This is a genomic window from Streptomyces sp. CA-288835 (genome assembly GCF_050936385.1).
Classification (GTDB): domain Bacteria; phylum Actinomycetota; class Actinomycetes; order Streptomycetales; family Streptomycetaceae; genus Streptomyces.
The window spans coordinates 3,311,554-3,328,642 of the sequence record NZ_JBNJMW010000001.1; the positions used below are offsets into that span (position 1 = coordinate 3,311,554).

A 17,089-nucleotide genomic window follows, 5' to 3' on the forward strand; every position below is an offset into this window, starting at 1 on the left:
AGGGGCAAGAACCCGGTTACCTTTGTCACGACTTGAGCAGGAGGTGCCGTTGCGGCCCACTAGCAAGCGACCCGATGCGCCGGCTCCGGACGACCCGTGGAGTGAGATCGTGCCCGGCCTGTGGATGGGCGGGCATGAGTACGCGGACGGCTCCGGCGGGCTGAAATTCGCCGTCGTACGCGACGAGTTCGACCTCGTCCTGACCTTGCTCCGACTACCCGGCCACGGCCCCGACGGCCACGTGGAACACCACGTATGGCCGATCCCGGACGGCCCTCTCGACGGTACGCAGCTCGCCGGCGTCCTGCGGCTCGCACGGACCGCGGGCGAGGGGCTGACGCAGGGCCGCCGGGTCCTGGTCCGCTGCTACCACGGCTACAACCGCTCGGGCCTGGTCGTCGCCCACGCCCTGATCCGCGCGGGCCACACCCCCGACGAGGCGATCGGCCTGATCCGCAGCCGTCGTTCCCGGTGGGCGCTGCACAACGATCTCTTCGTGGAGTACCTGAAAACCGGCCTCGACACGGTCCGAGTCCTCGAAGAGCTGGCCGAATGAGCAGCCGAACGACTGGCTCAACGACCGGCTGAGACCGGAACGCACCCCGATGGCGCAGCAGGAGAGGCGACTCTCCGAGGTCGACTCATAGCGTGGCGATCAGTCACCAACAGTCACCCCTGCACCCTTCAGGAGGACTCGCCATGTCCCTGCGTTCCACTGCCACCCGCCTCGGCATAGCCACCGCCGCCGTCACCCTCGCCCTCGCAGCCCCCGCCCCCGCCTTCGCGAACGGCGAGGACAACGGCAACAACTGGGGCGGCTGGCAAAGCCGCCAGGACAACCCCGGCAACAACGCCAGCAACACGGGCCAGCCCAATGCCAATGGCAACGGCAACAACGCGAACAACATGGGCCGCCCTGACGCCAATGGCAACGGCAACAACTGGGGGCGCCCCAACAACAACGGCAACGGCACGGACAACCCCGGCAACAACGCGAACAACATGGGCCGCCCTGACGCCAATGGCAACGGCAACAACTGGGGGCGCCCGGACAACAGCGCGAACAACACAGGCCGTCCCAACAGCAACGGGAACGGAAACGGAAACAACTGGGGCCGCCCCGACAACGGCAACTGGAACCGCCCGGACAACAACGCCAACAACTCCGGCCGCCCCAACAACAATGGCAACGACTGGAACGGCCCCGACAACAACACCAACAACACGGGCCGCCCGAACAACAACGGCAACGGCAACGGCAACGGCAACAATTGGAGCCGTCCCGACAACGGCGGCTGGAACCGCCCGGACAACAATGGCAATGGCAATGGCAATGGCAATGGCAATGGCAACAACCAAGAGTTCACCGAAGGCCGTGTCACCGCGGTCGGCGGGCTGACCCTCCGCGACAGGCCGACCGCCGACAGCAGGCAGATCGGCTTCGCCCCCCAGGGCTCGACCGTACGCATCTTCTGCCAGACGCCGGGATCCACCGTCGACGGCAACCGCTTCTGGTACCTCCTCGCCGACGGCGTCTGGGCCTGGGGATCCGCCCGCTACATCGACACCTCCGGCCACGAGCCCCGCTCCTGCTGAGCCCGGCCCAACGGGACGGCGGTGCCCAACTCACCCGCTCACCACGGCCGTTGACGACGGCTCCCGGACAAGCGCGGCAGGCAGCGCCACGTACGCCGTGACACCCGAACCGGCAGTCGGCCGCAACTCCACATGGGCGCCGAGGCGGGAGGCGAGCGCACCCACCACATGGTGGCCGAGGAAGCGGGTGGGTGCCGTGAGGAAGGAGCCGCTGCCGGACAGCAGGGCGTTGGCCTCGGCCATACGTTCCTGGGTCATGCCGATGCCGCGGTCGACGATCGCCAGGCAGTACTCGGCGCCGTCCCGCCAGCCGTAGACCTCGACCGCCTGCTGGGGCGGGCTGAACATCAGGGCGTTCTCGACGAGTTCGGCCAGCAGATGGGACAGCTCGGCAACGGCATGGCCGCGGATACGGCAGGCCTCGACGTCGACGGCCGCCACCCGGCGGTACTGCTCGACCTCCGAAACGGCCGACTGCACCACCTCGGCGACGGTGACCATACCCGGCAAGGACCGGGCGGGAGCCTCCTCGCCGGCGAGAACGAGCAGGGACTCGGCGTTGCGACGCATCCGCGTGGCCAGATGGTCGAGCTCGAAGAGTTCGGCGAGGGCGTCCGGGTCGAGTTCCTGGCTCTCGAGGGTGGTGATCAGGCCGAGCTGCCGCCTGAGCAGCGTCTGGTTGCGGCGGCCGAGGCTGGCCAGGGACTCGGTGCTGTTGCGGCGCAGGACGGCCTGTTCGGCGGCGAGGCCCACGGCGGTGTGCTCGACGTTGCGTAGGGCGGCGGCCAGGCGGGCGATCTCCCGTGCGGTGCCCGGGAGTTGGGTCCGGTCTTGACCTTCCGATTCGCCCGGGTGGGGAGTGTCGGGGTCGGCCTCCTGGATGCGTTTGACGACCGTGGGCAGCCGAGTGCCCGCGACCGCGTCGGCCTCGTCGGCGAGGGCGCCGAGGGGACGGGTGATGGAGCGCGCGGAGATGACGGCGAGCGCGGTGGCCACGGCGACGATCAGCGCGCCCAGGCCGAGGAAGCCGCCGAGTTCGAGGGTGGCGGCGGCGCCGCTGTCGTCGGCGTCGGCGCGCACGTCGTCGCCAACGGTGCGCTGTACGTCGTGCAGATCGTCGACGACGGTCGTCATGTCCCGCCACCAACGGGCCGGCGCGATGTCCAGCCGCGACCCATCGGCACCATCCTCGGCCTGCGCCTCGTAGCCGCCGACGCGCCGGGCGGCCGCCGTCTTGAAGGCCGCGTCGAGGTCGGACTGCTGGGCGGGCGTGGCGAGTTGGCGGAACTGGCCGAGCGCGGCGAGGCGAGTGGCGCGGATCTCGGTGAAGTCGAGGTACTCGCCGCCGCGGAAGCGCCCGGCCGCGAACACCCCGTTGAGGGAGCCGCGTTCGAGGGCCACGGCCTCGGTGGCGCGGGCCAGGGCCTGTAGGGCCTGGACGCCCTCGGTGATACGGCGCTCGCCGTGGGCCGCACCCGCGGACTCGGCGTCGATGAGGGCGGTGACGGCCTTGGTGTAGTAGGTGAGAGTGCCGGCCCGGTCGGCGGTGCCGCCGTCGACGTCGGCGCGGGTCGCGGCGAGATCCACGAGAGGAACTTGGGCATCGTCGAGGGCGGAGGCGGCGGCGCCCGGCAGATCACCGCTCTCCTCCGAGAGCACCGCTCGCAGTGCGGCGGAGGCGTCGTCGGTACGGCCCCGCTGGTTCCGTACGTCGTCCTCGTACTCCTCCGCACCGCCCAACAGCCCGTTGGTGAGCCCGCGTTCGCGTTGCAGTTCTCGTACCAGATCCTGCACCCGCAGCAGCACGCCCACCTGCGCCTCGGTCTCCTGAGCGGCGGACCAGTCGGCGGCACGGTCGGCGACGCCCAGCCCCGTCAGTACGAGCAGCAGGCAGGTCGGCACGGCCAGCACGATGGCCATGCGCCCACGGATGGAGTTCCAGCCGGGAAGGGCTGGAAGGGTGGGAAGTTTGGTCAGCACGTTCCCCGTCATGCCCCGCGACGCTACGGACGGGCCGGTGAGGCGGCGGTTTCCCACCCGTAAGACATCGGTGCACAGGAACTCACCCTGCGTCAGCGGCAGTTGTGAGAAGCGGAGGTAAGGGGACGGGAGGCGCGGCCCCCCGGCGGCACGGCCTCCCCGGAGGGGCTGGGCTGCTCGGTCTAGCGACGGCGGCGGTTGACGGCGGTGAGGTCGATTTCAATGGGGAAGGGGACGGTCAGTTCGAGTTTGTCGTGGAAGATGCCAGTCGGGACGTACGTTGTGGTCGCGGGGTCGAGCTCGTAGACGTAGACCACGGGGAGTCCGTCGTTCTGCTCGATCCGCCAGTAGTTACTGATGCCAGCCTTGGCGTACTTCCGGGGCTTGGTCTCACGGTCGCGCTCCTCGGAGTCCTCGGACACGACCTCGACGGCGAGGACGACATCCTCGGGCAGAAGCCGCGTGTCCTTGGGCCCGGTATCAGCGCCGGCGCGGGCCACCAGGACGTCCGGCTCCGGGCGGTTGTGGCGGCCGAGCGTGACGGTGAATTCGCGGTAGACGTCGAACTCGTCCGGTGCCTGGTCGAGCAGTGCATTGTCCAGCATTCGAATCGTGCGCATGTGAAACGACGTCTGCGGACTCACGAAGACAAGGCTCCCGTCGATCAGCTCCGTGTGCGGAGGAAGGTTGGGAAGCTCGTCCAGGTCGTCGGCCGTCCAGCCACCCTGCGGCGGACGGACCCACTCGTAGTCGTCGTCCACCCCGTAGTCGCGTGCGGCACTCATGATCGCTCCCATGTGACGGTGTCTGCCGGGCACAGTCAGCGTACTCGGGGGAATATGCCGATTCGCCCGACGATCGAGTGATCAGCCCGCGCGGCGTTGACCCGCCTCAGCCGTCCGCCCCCGCCTCGATCGCCCCCTCCACCTCAGCCACCCGCACCCGCTCCTCCTCCGCGAAGCGCTCCGCGTCCAGCTTTTCCGCGATCTCCTCGTCCTGGGCCATCAGCAGATCCAGATTCGAGTTGCCCATCTCGAAGACGCCCATGTCGACGTATGCCTGTTGCAGGCGCTTGCCCCACAGGCCGATGTCCTTGACGCAGGGGACGATGCGACTGAAGAGCAACTGGCGGAAGAGGGCGAGGAATTCGGAGTGTTCGCTGTACTCCTCGGCTTCCCCCTTGGGGATGCCGAAGTTCTCCAGGACCTCGACGCCGCGCAGCCGGTCGCGCATCAAGTAGCAGCCCTCGATGACGAACTCCTCGCGTTCGCGCAGTTCGGCGTCGGAGAGCTGCTTGTAGTAGTCGCGGAGCGCCATGCGGCCGAAGGCCACATGGCGGGCCTCGTCCTGCATGACGTACGCGAGGATCTGCCGAGGCAGCGGCTTGTCGGTCGTGTCCCTGATCATGCCGAAGGCGGCAAGAGCCAGGCCCTCGATCAGGACCTGCATTCCCAGGTACGGCATGTCCCAGCGCGAGTCGCGCAGGGTGTCGCCGAGCAGGGACTGGAGGTTGTCGTTGACCGGGTAGACCAGCCCGATCTTCTCGTGCAGGAAGCGTCCGTAGATCTCCGCGTGCCGGGCCTCGTCCATCGTCTGGGTCGCGGAGTAGAACTTGGCGTCCAGGTCGGGCACGGACTCGACGATCCGCGCCGCGCACACCATCGCGCCCTGCTCGCCGTGCAGAAACTGGCTGAACTGCCAGGAGGCGTAGTGCTTACGCAGCTCGCCCTTGTCCCGCTCCGTCATCTTCGCCCAGTGCCGGGTGCCGTAGAGGGTGAGTGACTCGTCGGGGATACCGAGCGGGTCGTACGGGTCCACCTCCAGGTCCCACTCGATACGCCGCTGTCCGTCCCACTGCTTGTCCTTGCCCTTCTGGTACAAGGCGAGCAGCCGTTCGCGTCCGTCGTCGTACTCCCAGCTGAACCGTGCCGCACCGCTCGCGGGCACCTGCCAGAGGGGGTCTCCCGGGTCCTGGGCATAGAGGTCATACGTCGGCATGGTGCGCAGGCTCCCGCGTGCTAGACGAAGTGTCAACAAGTCTCACGCAAGGGATTGACGCGCTTGCTGACAGGCGGTCTCATAAGCGTTGACCACCGGTAACTCCCGTTGCCTGTCCGGATCTTCGAAGAGGTGGCTCGGCCATGACGACCGTGACGGAAGCCGACGCGCTCGAAGGCGTGCGCGATGCCCTTGGCCTGCTCAGGGACCGGGAACAGGTGGCCGCACGGCTGCTCGACGCGTCCGCGAAGCACTCCTTCGACCCCGACGAGGAGCTGGACTGGGACGCGCCGTTCGAGGACGGCAAGTGGTTCTGGCCGCCGGAGCTGGTGTCGCTGTACGGCACGCCTCTGTGGCGGCGGATGTCCGAGGAGCAGCGCATCCTGCTCTCCCGGCATGAGGCCGCGGCGCTGGCCTCGTTGGGGATCTGGTTCGAGATCATCCTGATGCAGTTGCTCGTACGGCATATCTATGACAAGGCGGCGACCAGTGCACACGTGCGCTATGCGCTGACCGAGATCGAGGACGAGTGCCGTCACTCGAAGATGTTCGCCCGCCTCATCAGCCGGGGTGGCACGCCGTACTACGCGGTGAGCCGCGTCCACCAGAACCTTGGCCGGCTCTTCAAGACGATCTCCACCACCCCCGGTTCCTTCACGGCGACGCTGCTCGGCGAGGAGGTCCTCGACTGGATGCAGCGGCTTACGTTCCCGGACGAACGCGTCCAGCCGCTGATCCGCGGCGTGACCCGGATCCATGTCGTCGAGGAGGCCCGTCACGTGCGCTACGCCCGTGAGGAGCTCCGCCGGCAGATGGTGACCGCGCCACGCTGGTCGCGGGAGTTCACCCGGGTCTCCTCCGGGGAGTTCGCGCGCGTCTTCTCTGTCGCGTTCGTCAATCCCGACGTCTATACGAACGTCGGGCTCGATCGCCGTGAGGCGTTGGCCCAGGTGCGGGCCAGTGCGCATCGGCGGGAGGTCATGCAGACGGGGGCTCGGCGGTTGACGGACTTTCTCGATGACATCGGGGTGTTGCGGGGTGCCGGGCGGCGCTTGTGGAGGTCGTCCGGGTTGCTGCCGTGACGCGGCGCGGGCCAGACGTTTCTTTTCCCCAGCCCCGCCCCTTCCCGGCTGTATCAATTTGCGGCTCCGCCGCGTGGGAGGGCTACGCCCCCAGGCCCCTTGGGTGGGCGCCTTCGGCGGGTTTGTGGGGTGGGCGGGTGCCTCCGGGAGGTGGGCGCCTACCGCGGGTGGGAGGGGTGCCTACCGGGGTGGGGGGTGACAGCTGTGTCGCGGCTGCGGGTGCGTTGTGGCTGGTCGCGCAGTTCCCCGCGCCCCTAAAAGCAAAAGCCTGCGACTGCCGCACCCCGACGAGCAAGCGAACCGGAAAAGCCCGGCCCCGGAAGGCGCCCGCACCCGAGCAGCCCGCAGCCCGGAAGGGGCCCGCGCCCGAGCAGCCCGTGCCCGGAAGGCGCCTGCGCCCCGGGCAAGCCCGCGGCCCGGAAAGCCCCGCCGGAGGGAGCCCGGACCCCCATGGCCCCGCAGCCGCTCACGGCGGCAAGGGGACGGGGCGGGGGTGTGCGCCCGCAGCGGCCGGCGCGCCAACACCGGCACCCTCTACCAGCCAACAGCAACGCGCGCCGGTCCGAGGACGGACACCCCCGACGCGGCCCCGCACCCACCACAAACCCAAGGGGCGCGAGGCTGTCACATATGCGGCTCCGCCGCGTGGGCGCGAGCAACCACAACGAACCCGCAGCTTCAAACCGCCGGAGGGCTACCCTGACCGATATGACCACCGCCCGCACATACCGGCGGCTCACCGTCGAGCAGCGGCGCGGCCAGCTGCTGGACGCGGCCTTGGAGCTGTTCGCCCGGCAGGTCCCGGAGGACGTGTCCCTCGACGATGTGGCGGAAGCCGCGGGGGTGTCGCGCCCCCTCGTGTACCGGTACTTCCCGGGCGGCAAGCCGCAGCTGTACGAAGCCGCCTTGCGCTCCGCCGCCGAAGAGCTCGAGCACTGCTTCGCCGAGCCCCCGGAGGGCCCGCTGACGAAGAGACTGGCGAGCGCACTCGACCGCTACCTCGCCTTCGTGGACGAGCACGACGCGGGGTTCAGCGCCCTCCTCCAGGGCGGAAGCGTCATCGAGACGTCAAGGACGACCGCCATCGTGGACGGAGTCCGCCGCGCCGCCGCCGAGCACATCCTGAGTCACCTGGATGTGAAGGACCCGGGGCCACGGCTCCGGATGACCGTGCGGATGTGGATCACCGCCGTCGAGGCCGCCTCCCTCATCTGGCTGGACGAGGAGAAGGAACCGCCGCTGGACGAGTTGCGCGACTGGCTGGTCGAGCAGTTCGTGGCCACGCTCGTGGCGACCGCCGGACGCGACCCGCAGACCGCCGGCGTCGTACGGGCCGCGCTCGCGATGGAGAGCGCCGAGGGACCGCTCGGCGACCTGGTCCACAGGGTGCTCCCCGTGATCGGCGACGCCCCGTTTGTGAGACTGGACCCGTGAAGAGCGAAGACACTCCCTTCGTGGGCGGGCCTCTCGACGGCCGCGTACTGCCGGTGCTGCTCGGCATGACCGGGCACCCGCCGAAGGTGTACCGGGTCCCGGTCCCGAACGCGGCGGGCGGCCCACCGACCGATCTCGTCTACCGGCGCATGCCGGCAGCGGCGCAAGGCAGAAAGCTCGCCCTCCACCCGGGGTGGAAGTACGAGTTCGACCCCGAGGGCAACAAGGGCGGCAAGGGCAGCAAGCTCAAGTGGCCATGGTCCAAGCCGGAGACCAGGCCGGACACCGCACCGGACGCCACACCGCACACCAAGCCACGCGCCACGCCGAGCACGAAGCCCGACACCGCCGACGAGTGACCCCCTTGCGCCGAACCGACCACTGCCCGCGCGAGCGCGACGCAGCCGTCTGATGCTCGCGGTACGGGGTGGAGGGGCCACCCCGTACCGGAGGTGAAGACGTGTCAGGAAGGCTTCTGCGTCTGGTCTGTACGGCGGCGATCGCAGCCAGCGCGGCACTCTCGCCGGCACTCACACCCGCACCCGTACCCGCGGCCGCAGCGGAACCCGCCGACCCCGGCGAACCCGCTGATCCCAGCGAACCCGCCGAGCTCGGCGAGCCCGGCGAGCCCGGCGAGCCCGGCGAGCCCGGCGAGCCCGGCGAGCCCGGCGAACGTCCCATCGCCGAGCTGCTGACAGACCTTCAGCGCCTCTACCGACAAGCCGAGCAAGCCACCGAGACCTACAACGCCACCGAGGAGAAGCTCAACAACCAACAAGCCGAGGTCACGAAGCTGAACCGGCGGCTAGCCAAGGCCCGGCTCTCCCTGCACGACAGCCGCAGCGCCGCCGCCCGGCTCGCCCGGCAGCAGTACCAGGGCAGCAGCACCGAGATCTCCCCGTACGTACGCCTGCTCCTCGCCCGCGACCCGCAGCACGCCCTCGACCAGGCGCATGTGATCCGGCAGCTCTCCAAGCGGCGGGCCGCGACGGTGAACCGGCTGACCGGGAACGAGAAGAGGACCGACAGACTCGCCCGCGCCGCCCGCAAGGCCCTCGACGGCCAACTCGCCCTCGCCGAACGGCAGAAGAAGGACCGGGACACCGTACGGAAGCGCCTCGAGGACGTCGAAGAACTGCTCGCCTCCCTCAGCGCGGAGCAGCTCGCCGAACTGGCCGAGCTGGAGAAGGCCTCGGAGACCGAGGCGCAGGAGGAGCTCGTGGCCTCCGGCGCGCTCGGCAGCAGCGCGGCTCGTCTGCCCTCGCAGAAGGGCGAGGCGGCGTTGCGGTATGCCGTGGAGCAGATCGGCAAGCCGTACGAGTGGGGCGCCGAGGGCCCGGACACGTACGACTGCTCGGGGCTGACGTCCGAGGCCTGGGGGTACGCGGGCGAGCCCATCCCCCGTACCAGCCAGGAGCAGTGGGACCAACTACCCCGGATCCCGCTGAGCGAACTGCGTCCCGGGGACCTCGTCGTCTACTTCCCCGAGGCCACCCACGTCGCCCTCTATCTGGGCGACGGCAAGGTGATCCACGCACCCCGGCCCGGCGCGAAGGTCAAGGTCTCACCGCTCGCGGCCAACCCCGTCCTCGGCGCGGTCCGCCCGGACCCGTCCGGGGAGCCCCTACGGCAGTACACGCCACCGAAGCTCCCCCCGGGCGCGACGGACGGATCGGACAAGGGATACGAGGGCTACGAGGGCGAAGCCCCATCAGTGGCTGACGCACCCGCCACCGACGCCAGATAAGCCTCGGTCTTCTCCGGCTCGTAGAAGAAGTTCTCGAAGTCCGCCGGGTCGTTGAAGCCGTTGGCGAAGCGGTCGGCGACCGGTGGGAGCTGGCCTGCCGCGCCGATGAGGTTCAGGACGTGCTCCGGCGGGGCGCCGAGCATCGCGTTGGTCCACTTGGTGACGTACTGGGCGGTGTCCCAGTAGCGCTCGAAGGTCCCCCGCATCCAGGCCTCATCGAACTGCCGCTCACCGCGCGAGAGGATCGAGTCCAGGTAAGAAGCGGCGCATTTCGAGGCGGAGTTGGAGCCCTGGCCGGTGATCGGGTCGTTCGCCACGACCACGTCGGCGACGCCCAGGACCAGTCCGCCGCCGGGGAGGCGGCCGACGGGGTTGCGGACGGTGGGGGTATAGCGGCCGGACAGTACGCCGTTCGCGTCGGTCAGTTCGACCTTGGTGGCCCGCGCGTACTCCCACGGCACGAACTTCTCCATGAGTTCCAGGGTCAGGGAGAGGTGTTCGGCCGGGTCCTTGACGCCCTGGAAGACGTCGAGCGGGCCGCCGGGTATGCCCTCCCAGAAGAGGATGTCGGCCCGCCCGGACGTGGTGAGGCAGGGCATGACGAAGAGTTCGCCGACGCCGGGGACCAGGTTGCAGCGGACCGCTTCGTAGTCGGGGTGTTCGGGGCGCGGGCCCAGGCCGTGGACGTACGCGACGGCCAGGGCGCGCTGCGGCGCGCTGTACGGGGAGCGGGCGGCGTCCCGGCCGAACATGGAGACCAGCTCGCCCTTGCCCGCCGACACCAGCACCAGGTCGTACGTACGGGAGAAGTAGTCGAGGTCGGAGACCGCCGCGCCGTGGACGACGAGCTGGCCGCCGCGCTGCGCGAACGTCTCCATCCAGCCGGCCATCTTCACGCGCTGGTCGACCGACTGCGCGTAGCCGTCGAGCCTGCCCACCCAGTCGATCGCCCTCTGAGTGGGGCCGGGGTCGTGCGAGCCGGGGGCGGCGACCGAGACGCCGAGTCCTTCGATCTTCGGGGCCTGGGACTCCCAGAAGTTCAGCTGGAGATCGCGCTCGTGCTGCAGGGCCGTGTGGAACATGCACTGCGTGGACATGACGCGACCGGCACGGATCTCGTCCGCCGTCCGGTTGGACATCAGGGTGACCTCGTACCCGTGCGACTGGAGTCCGAGGGCGAGCTGGAGTCCGGACTGACCGGCTCCGACGACGAGTATCTTCCGCATGCGGGTGATGTCTCCTACCTGCAACTACTGGCCTGGAACTACTGGCGACTACTCGGGGCTGACGGCGAGCGCGTGGCCGACGAGGGCCAGCAGGGTCTCGATCACCGAGATCCGGCGGCGCGCGTCCATGATCATGACAGGTATGTGTGCGGGCACGGTGAGGGCTTCGCGCACGTCTTCGGGTTCGTACCGCTCGGTGCCGTCGAAGTGGTTGACGGCGACGACGTACGGCAGTCCGCAGCTCTCGAAGTAGTCGAGCGCGGGGAAGCAGTCCTTCAGGCGGCGGGTGTCGGCGAGGACGACCGCGCCGATCGCCCCGCGGACGAGGTCGTCCCACATGAACCAGAACCGCTGCTGGCCCGGTGTGCCGAAGAGGTAGAGCACCAGGTCGTCGTCGAGCGTGATGCGGCCGAAGTCCATGGCCACGGTCGTCGTCAGCTTCTCGGGCGTCGCGGTGAGGTCGTCGGTGTCCTCGCTCGCCTCGGTCATCAGCGCCTCGGTCTCGAGGGGCGTGATCTCGGAGACGGCGCCGACGAGCGTGGTCTTGCCGACGCCGAAGCCGCCCGCCACCACGATCTTCGTGGCGATCGGGGCGCGCGTCGGGTCCGTCTGCCAGGCCTGGAGGTTCTCGTCCGCGTCCGGGACGGCTACGGGGCCGGCGACGGCCTCAGAGACGGCGGAGTCCATTCAGCACCCTTTCGAGCAGTGCGCGGTCCGGCTGTCCGGTGCCGTGACCGGTTCCGTAGACGCGGAGCTTTCCCTGGTCCGCGAGATCGCTGATGAGTACGCGGACCACGCCGAGCGGCATCTTCAGCAGCGCGGCGATCTCGGCGACCGTGCGCATGCGGCGGCAGAGTTCGACGATGGCCCGCATCTCGGGCATGACACGGGTGTTGAGCGAGCCGTTCGTCAACTCCCGCCGTTCCTCGGGGGCTTCGAGCGCCGCGGTGCTCGCGACGAAGGTCTCGACGAGCAGTACGTGGCCGAAGCGCGTACGGCCGCCGGTGAGCGAGTACGGGCGTACGCGGGCCGGTTTTCTGTCGCCGCCACGTATCGGAAGCTTGGGCGCCTGGCTGCTCACTGGGTGCTCCCTACCGACGCGTCCTCTATCGACTGGCGCAGCTCGCTGCGGAGTTCGGGGGTCAGGACGTGCCCGGCGCGGCCCACGAAGAGCGCCATGTGGTACGCGACGACGCTCATGTCGCAGTCCGGGGCGCCGTGCACGCCGAGCAGCGAACCGTCGCTGATCGACATCACGAAGAGGCTGCCCTCCTCCATCGCGACCATCGTCTGCTTGACGCCGCCGGAGTCCATCAGCCGGGCGGCGCCGATGGTGAGGCTGCCGATGCCGGAGACGACGGTGGCCAGGTCGGCGGAGGAACCCCTGGGGCCGGTGGGCCCGCCGGTGCCCGCCACCGCTACGGCCTCCGCGTTCCTCCCGGGGTCGGAGGAAAGCAGCATCAGCCCGTCGGAGGAGACCACCGCGACCGACAGGATGCCCGGCACCTCCTCGACGAGGTTCGTCAGCAGCCAGTGCAGATTGCGGGCCTCATTGCTCAGTCCGAAGGTACTCGGCGCCTTCAACTGCTTGCCTCCTCGACGGTGTCCCCCTGGACGTTGTCCCCCTCGGCTTCCACGACTTCTGGTGCGCGTTCCCCTACGGGTTCAGATGCGCGCTCGCGCTCCCCTGTGGGCGCCGCCTGCCCCGCGAGTTCCGCCTCGACGTCGCGGCGCCCCTCGATCGCGCCCCGGTGGAACCCGCCCAGCCTGCGGCGCAACGCCTCGGCATCCACAGACGCCGCACGCGGCCTGGCCGCCGGCCGGGGTGCGTTGACCTTGGGCGTCCGCTTGGGCAGCCCCTTGTCGGTGACCCGCTCGGGCTCGCCCTCGCCCGGCTCGGCCGCGACCTGCTGACCTGCGACCCGCTCGTCCGCGAAACGGTCGTGTGCGAAACGGTCGTCGTGGGCCCGCTCGTGGGAGTCGGGGCCGATGGCGTACGGGTCGGGGTTGCCGGCCTGCGCGGGGATGGCGATGAGCGCCATGGTGGTCTCGGGGGCGGAGGGGGCGGGGGGCCCGGGTCGCTCGGGGGGCTCGGCAGACTCCGGGGGCTCGGTGGGCGCTGGGGCCTCGGCGGACTCTGCGGGTTCCGCGGCCTCGGCGGGCTGGGCGGCTTCCGCGGCTGTGGGCTCGGTCTCCGGTGCGGAGGGCGCGAAGGGCGCCGCTTCGTCGCGTACGACCTCCCCGGCGCCGGTGTCCGAATCGGCCGACGCGAAGAGCGCGGCATCGTCCCGTACGACCTCCTCGCCGCCCCCACCGGAATCGGCAGGCGCAGAGGACGCCGCTTCGTCCCGTACGACCTCCTCGCCGCCCGCGCCGGAATCAGCAGGCGCGAAGGACGACGCCTCGTCCCGTACGACGTCCTCGGCGCCCGCGCCGGAATCGGCGCCGGCGCCGGTGTCCTCCCGTGCCGCCTCCTCCGCCGCCGCGATCAGCGGGTCCCGGCCCGCAGGGCCCGCTTGGCCCGCTTGGCCCGAACGGCCGTGCAGCACATTGGAGTTGGCCTCGGAGTCGGCGCCCGGGAACGACAGGGACTTAGCGCTGCCGAGTGTCGGGTGGGTCGCCGACGGGACCGCTATGGCTGGGGCGGCGGCCAGCAGTGACTTGGGCAGGACCACGACCGCCGCGATACCGCCCTGCTTCTGCTCGCGCAGCCGTACCCGTACGCCGTGCCGGTGTGCGAGCCGCGCTACCACGTACAGGCCGAGCCCGAGGCCCTCGCCGCTCTCCGGGTCGTAGGTGTCGTAGGCGTCTTCAGGGTCGAAGTCCGAGAGGCGGGTGTTGAGCTGGTCGAGGCGCTCGGTGGTCATGCCGATGCCCTCGTCGTGTACGGAGAGCATGACCTCGCCGCTCTCGAGGAGCCAGCCGGAGACCTCGACGGGGATGTCGGGCGGCGAGAACGACGTGGCGTTCTCCATGAGTTCGGCCATCAGATGGCTGATGTCGTCCGCCGCGAACCCGGCGAGGTGCGCGTGCGGCGGCAACGCGGCGATCCGTACCCGTTCGTAGCGCTCGATCTCGCTGACGGCGGCGCGGGCGACATCGACGAGCGGGACCGGCTCGGGGTGCTGGTGGCCGTGTTCGGCGCCCGCGAGGACCAGCAGGTTCTCGCTGTGGCGGCGCATGACGGTGGCGAGGTGGTCGAGGCGGAAGAGCGTGGCGAGCCGGTCGGGGTCCTGCTCGCGTTCCTCGAGCTGCTCGATGACGGAGAGCTGCCGCTCGACGAGGCCGAGGGTGCGCAGCGAGAGGTTGACGAAGGTGCCGTGGATGCTCTGCCGTACCTGCGCCAAGTGGGCGCCGGCCTCGGCGAGTTCGCGGCGCAGTTTGTCGCGTTCGTCGGCCATGACCTGCCGCCCGCCGATGAGGTGCTTGCGGTCGCTCTCCAGGGTCTTCAGCCGCTCGTGGAGGGCGACGGCGTGCGCGTGCAGGGCGTTTACGGAGCGTACGACCTGGGCGAACTCGTCGTTGCGGCCGGTGAACTTCACCGGCTCCTCGGCGGCCGGGTCGGCGGCGAGCCGGGCCGAGCCGAGACGGAGGACGGCGAGCGGGCGGGTCAGCGTACGGGCCATGGCCGTGGAGACGCCGACGGCGACCAGCATCAGGAAGCCGAGGAGCGCGATACGGATCTCCAGCGCGGTGACGTCGTCGTCGCGCAACTGGGCGAGATCCTTGGCCCGTTGGCTGTTCAGGGAGGCCTCGATGCCCCGCATCTGCTCGACGCGGGCGGAGAGCGCGGCGTCCAGTTTCTCGGTGTTGGTGCCGAGTTCGGACTCTGAGAGGGTCGCCCGGTCGACGAGGGTGGCGAGGTACCTCTCGGCGGAGGTGACGTCGGGGCCGGTCACCGTGGAGTAGTACGAGGCGCTGTCGGTGCTCGGCGCGCCGTCGTGGAAGTCGGCGAGCGCGGCCTGCTCGCGGACGTTCGCCTGCTGGGCGGCGGCGGTGAGGGCGTTGCGCGTCCGGGTGTCGGCCGTGGACGACGTGAACTTCCTGCTGGTCTCGCCGGTGGCCGGGTCGGTGACGGTCTCGGTCCTGGTGGGCACGTTCAGCGCGGCGAGGAGCAGTCCGCGGGTGGCGGCGGCCTGCTGGACGGCGGTGTCGAGGTCGGCGAGCGCGTGCGCGCCGGAGCCCGCGCGGGGTGGCAGCCGCTCGGCCAGGGTCTCGGCGAGGCCGTGGAGTTCGGCGATGGCGGCGGAGTACGCCTGATGCGCTTCGAGAGCGGTGCTCTTGCCGGTGAGCGCTGCTCTGCGAACGGAGGAGATCTCGTCGAGGTCCTTGCGCAGCTCGGCGGGCGCCTCCTCGGTGCTCAGCTCGTCGACCTGCCGGTCGACGCGGGCGCTGTGCCGCTCGGAGGGGCCTTCGCCGTCGGGGCGGCCGGCCGCGATGTAGGAGGTGACCTCGTCGCGTTCGTCGGCCAGCGCGTGGGCGAGGGTCAGCGCGTCCTTGGTGCGGTCGGCGAGGGTGACGAGGTTCTGGGAGTCGTTCAGGTCGCTGGAGGCGGTGACGATGGAGGGGGCACCGGCTGCGGCGATCGCGGCGGCCACCACAGCGACGGCGACGATCAGGCGGGTGCGTACGTGGGCAGGGCGGCCCTGTCCGGCGATTCCGGTGACTCTGGCGGTTCCTGCGGGGTCGGGGGAACCCGGCGTCCCTGCCGGGGAGTTCCGCGTGTGCTCCGGCGCCGCCGACGAGGCCGGTTCCGGGGAGCCCGGGGAGCCCGGCGTGCGCCCGGGGGCCTCTCCCGAGGCCGACTGACTGCCTTTGCGCCGAGGCCGCATCTTCTGCACCGATGCTCGCATTCTTGACTCGTTTACCCGTGGGCCCTGGTGACGGTCCGTCAGCGAACGTGTCGTCACCGTTACGGCTTCCGACCCTCCCAGTGCCGGTGGGCAGTGGCCGCGCAACGCCTGACCCGCCACCCAAAGGAGTGAACATCGGTGAGGCAGGGGTGGGCAAGTTCTTCTGGCCTGTGCAGCGACCTTGCGTGGCGGGCCGGGTGGACTCCCGCGGCAGCCGGTGGCAAGATGCGCCGCCGCGCTCCGGCGGAGCCCTTTATTCCGCCTCATTTCCGGCGGGTGACCTGCTCCTCCGCGCCAATTCGGCGACGATTGCCAGCCTTTGACGAAGCTTGTGAAGGGCTCGTGCAGACTGGCCGGATGCGCACGGAACTGATCTCGGTCCCCGGTGATCCTGCCCGCCCGAACGAGGACTACGCGGCGGCCGGGCTCCCCGCCTCCGGTCAGGGCGGTTCACTTGTCGTGCTTGACGGAGTGACTCCGCCGGCGACCGAGGTGGGCTGCCGGCACTCGGTCCCGTGGTTCACGGCACGGCTCGGCGGGGCGCTGGGTGAACTGTCCGCTTCACGGCGAGATCTCACCCTCGCCGAGGTGCTGGCGCAGGCCATCTCACGCACCGCAGACGCCCATCGCGCCACTTGTGACCTTTCTCACCCACGAACCCCTCAGGCAACTGTCGTCCTCGCCCGCTGGTCCGCGCATGAGATCGAGTACCTGGTCCTCTCCGACTCCGCGCTCCTCGCCGAGTCCCCCTCCGGCACGGTCACGCCCCTCCTCGACGACCGCCTCGCCCGCGTCCCCCGCGCCTCCCTGGCCACACACGCGATCACCGATGCGACGATCCGCAACAAGGAGGGCGGCTTCTTCACCGCCGCCGCGGACCCGTCGGTGGCGACCCGCGCGGTGACCGGCACGCTCCCCCGCGCCGAAGTCCGCACGCTCACCGCCCTGACGGACGGCGCCACGCGCTGGGTGGACAAGTTCCGGCAGGGCGACTGGGCGGACCTCGTCACGCTGGTGCGGAAGGAGGGGGCTCAGTCGCTGGTGGACCGGGTGCGGGCACTCGAACGGGGGGATACGGAGCGGGAGTTCCTGGGGCGGAGCAAGGTGCATGATGACGCGACGGTGGTGTACGTCGAGCTGTGATCCACCTGTACGCCCCTGCCCTCCCCGCAG

15 protein-coding genes are annotated in these 17,089 nt (G+C 70.2%); 7 read left to right on the top strand and 8 right to left on the bottom strand.

Features of this window, described 5'->3' with window-relative positions; translation table 11 throughout:
- The first annotated feature begins 124 nt into the window (after positions 1-124).
- Together ACQEVY_RS14730 and ACQEVY_RS14735 are read left to right on the top strand one after the other, a co-directional pair.
- Positions 125-556 carry a protein-tyrosine phosphatase family protein gene (locus ACQEVY_RS14730; protein ID WP_432955216.1) on the top strand — a complete coding sequence of 144 codons (432 nt, stop codon included), beginning with the start codon at positions 125-127 and terminating at the stop codon, positions 554-556.
- 143 nt (positions 557-699) lie between these two features.
- Positions 700-1,596, top strand: a complete 897-nt coding sequence (locus tag ACQEVY_RS14735) for an SH3 domain-containing protein (protein ID WP_432948541.1) — start codon at positions 700-702, stop codon at positions 1,594-1,596.
- 30 nt (positions 1,597-1,626) lie between these two features.
- Here the strand turns inward: ACQEVY_RS14735 and ACQEVY_RS14740 are convergent, their stop codons facing one another.
- The 3 genes from ACQEVY_RS14740 to ACQEVY_RS14750 form a co-directional block, all read right to left on the bottom strand.
- Complete coding sequence (locus ACQEVY_RS14740; protein ID WP_432948543.1) at positions 1,627-3,588, bottom strand: sensor histidine kinase; 1,962 nt, start codon at positions 3,586-3,588, stop codon at positions 1,627-1,629.
- Positions 3,589-3,758: 170 nt separating this feature from the next.
- On the bottom strand, positions 3,759-4,361 hold the full coding sequence (locus tag ACQEVY_RS14745) for a Uma2 family endonuclease (protein ID WP_432948545.1): 603 nt from the start codon (positions 4,359-4,361) through the stop codon (positions 3,759-3,761).
- A gap of 106 nt (positions 4,362-4,467) precedes the next feature.
- The gene (locus ACQEVY_RS14750; protein ID WP_432948547.1) at positions 4,468-5,574 is read right to left on the bottom strand and encodes a ferritin-like domain-containing protein; all 1,107 of its coding nucleotides are present in this window, start codon (positions 5,572-5,574) and stop codon (positions 4,468-4,470) included.
- Positions 5,575-5,717: 143 nt separating this feature from the next.
- Between ACQEVY_RS14750 and ACQEVY_RS14755 the strand changes: the two genes are divergently transcribed.
- From ACQEVY_RS14755 to ACQEVY_RS14770, 4 genes are all read left to right on the top strand, one after another.
- On the top strand, positions 5,718-6,656 hold the full coding sequence (locus tag ACQEVY_RS14755) for an AurF N-oxygenase family protein (RefSeq protein WP_432948549.1): 939 nt from the start codon (positions 5,718-5,720) through the stop codon (positions 6,654-6,656).
- A gap of 708 nt (positions 6,657-7,364) precedes the next feature.
- The gene (locus ACQEVY_RS14760; RefSeq protein WP_432948551.1) at positions 7,365-8,090 is read left to right on the top strand and encodes a TetR/AcrR family transcriptional regulator; all 726 of its coding nucleotides are present in this window, start codon (positions 7,365-7,367) and stop codon (positions 8,088-8,090) included.
- Positions 8,087-8,449: a hypothetical protein gene (locus tag ACQEVY_RS14765; protein ID WP_432948553.1), complete on the top strand. Its 363-nt coding sequence runs from the start codon at positions 8,087-8,089 to the stop codon at positions 8,447-8,449. Before ACQEVY_RS14760 ends, ACQEVY_RS14765 begins: the two co-directional genes overlap by 4 nt.
- Positions 8,450-8,550: 101 nt before the next feature.
- Entirely contained in the window at positions 8,551-9,837 is a 1,287-nt protein-coding gene (locus tag ACQEVY_RS14770; protein ID WP_432948555.1) for an NlpC/P60 family protein, read from the top strand.
- Here ACQEVY_RS14770 and ACQEVY_RS14775 read toward each other — a convergent pair.
- Genes ACQEVY_RS14775 through ACQEVY_RS14795 form a run of 5 tightly spaced genes read right to left on the bottom strand, consistent with a single transcriptional unit; the run spans position 9,783 to position 15,916 of the window.
- Positions 9,783-11,063, bottom strand: a complete 1,281-nt coding sequence (locus ACQEVY_RS14775) for a styrene monooxygenase/indole monooxygenase family protein (RefSeq protein WP_432948557.1) — start codon at positions 11,061-11,063, stop codon at positions 9,783-9,785. The two genes, ACQEVY_RS14770 and ACQEVY_RS14775, sit on opposite strands and share 55 nt — an antisense overlap.
- A gap of 48 nt (positions 11,064-11,111) precedes the next feature.
- Entirely contained in the window at positions 11,112-11,750 is a 639-nt protein-coding gene (locus tag ACQEVY_RS14780) for a GTP-binding protein (RefSeq protein ID WP_432948559.1), read from the bottom strand.
- Entirely contained in the window at positions 11,731-12,144 is a 414-nt protein-coding gene (locus ACQEVY_RS14785; protein WP_432948561.1) for a DUF742 domain-containing protein, read from the bottom strand. Before ACQEVY_RS14785 ends, ACQEVY_RS14780 begins: the two co-directional genes overlap by 20 nt.
- A complete protein-coding gene (locus ACQEVY_RS14790; protein WP_432948563.1) occupies positions 12,141-12,647 on the bottom strand; it encodes a roadblock/LC7 domain-containing protein in 507 nt (168 codons plus the stop codon). Before ACQEVY_RS14790 ends, ACQEVY_RS14785 begins: the two co-directional genes overlap by 4 nt.
- On the bottom strand, positions 12,644-15,916 hold the full coding sequence (locus ACQEVY_RS14795; protein WP_432948565.1) for a sensor histidine kinase: 3,273 nt from the start codon (positions 15,914-15,916) through the stop codon (positions 12,644-12,646). Before ACQEVY_RS14795 ends, ACQEVY_RS14790 begins: the two co-directional genes overlap by 4 nt.
- 357 nt (positions 15,917-16,273) lie before the next feature.
- Between ACQEVY_RS14795 and ACQEVY_RS14800 the strand changes: the two genes are divergently transcribed.
- Positions 16,274-17,059, top strand: a complete 786-nt coding sequence (locus ACQEVY_RS14800; RefSeq protein WP_432948567.1) for a protein phosphatase 2C domain-containing protein — start codon at positions 16,274-16,276, stop codon at positions 17,057-17,059.
- The last annotated feature ends 30 nt before the right edge of the window (positions 17,060-17,089 follow it).

Bases quoted from the DNA above. Each gene is read 5' to 3' on its own strand.
- ACQEVY_RS14755 (WP_432948549.1), top strand. From the start codon at position 5,718: ATGACGACCGTGACGGAAGCCGACGCGCTCGAAGGCGTGCGCGATGCC.
- ACQEVY_RS14740 (WP_432948543.1), bottom strand. From the start codon at position 3,588: ATGACGGGGAACGTGCTGACCAAACTTCCCACCCTTCCAGCCCTTCCC.
- ACQEVY_RS14800 (WP_432948567.1), top strand. From the start codon at position 16,274: ATGCGCACGGAACTGATCTCGGTCCCCGGTGATCCTGCCCGCCCGAAC.
- ACQEVY_RS14735 (WP_432948541.1), top strand. From the start codon at position 700: ATGTCCCTGCGTTCCACTGCCACCCGCCTCGGCATAGCCACCGCCGCC.
- ACQEVY_RS14760 (WP_432948551.1), top strand. From the start codon at position 7,365: ATGACCACCGCCCGCACATACCGGCGGCTCACCGTCGAGCAGCGGCGC.
- ACQEVY_RS14780 (WP_432948559.1), bottom strand. From the start codon at position 11,750: ATGGACTCCGCCGTCTCTGAGGCCGTCGCCGGCCCCGTAGCCGTCCCG.
- ACQEVY_RS14750 (WP_432948547.1), bottom strand. From the start codon at position 5,574: ATGCCGACGTATGACCTCTATGCCCAGGACCCGGGAGACCCCCTCTGG.
- ACQEVY_RS14775 (WP_432948557.1), bottom strand. From the start codon at position 11,063: ATGCGGAAGATACTCGTCGTCGGAGCCGGTCAGTCCGGACTCCAGCTC.
- ACQEVY_RS14745 (WP_432948545.1), bottom strand. From the start codon at position 4,361: ATGAGTGCCGCACGCGACTACGGGGTGGACGACGACTACGAGTGGGTC.
- ACQEVY_RS14730 (WP_432955216.1), top strand. From the start codon at position 125: ATGGGCGGGCATGAGTACGCGGACGGCTCCGGCGGGCTGAAATTCGCC.
- ACQEVY_RS14795 (WP_432948565.1), bottom strand. From the start codon at position 15,916: ATGCGAGCATCGGTGCAGAAGATGCGGCCTCGGCGCAAAGGCAGTCAG.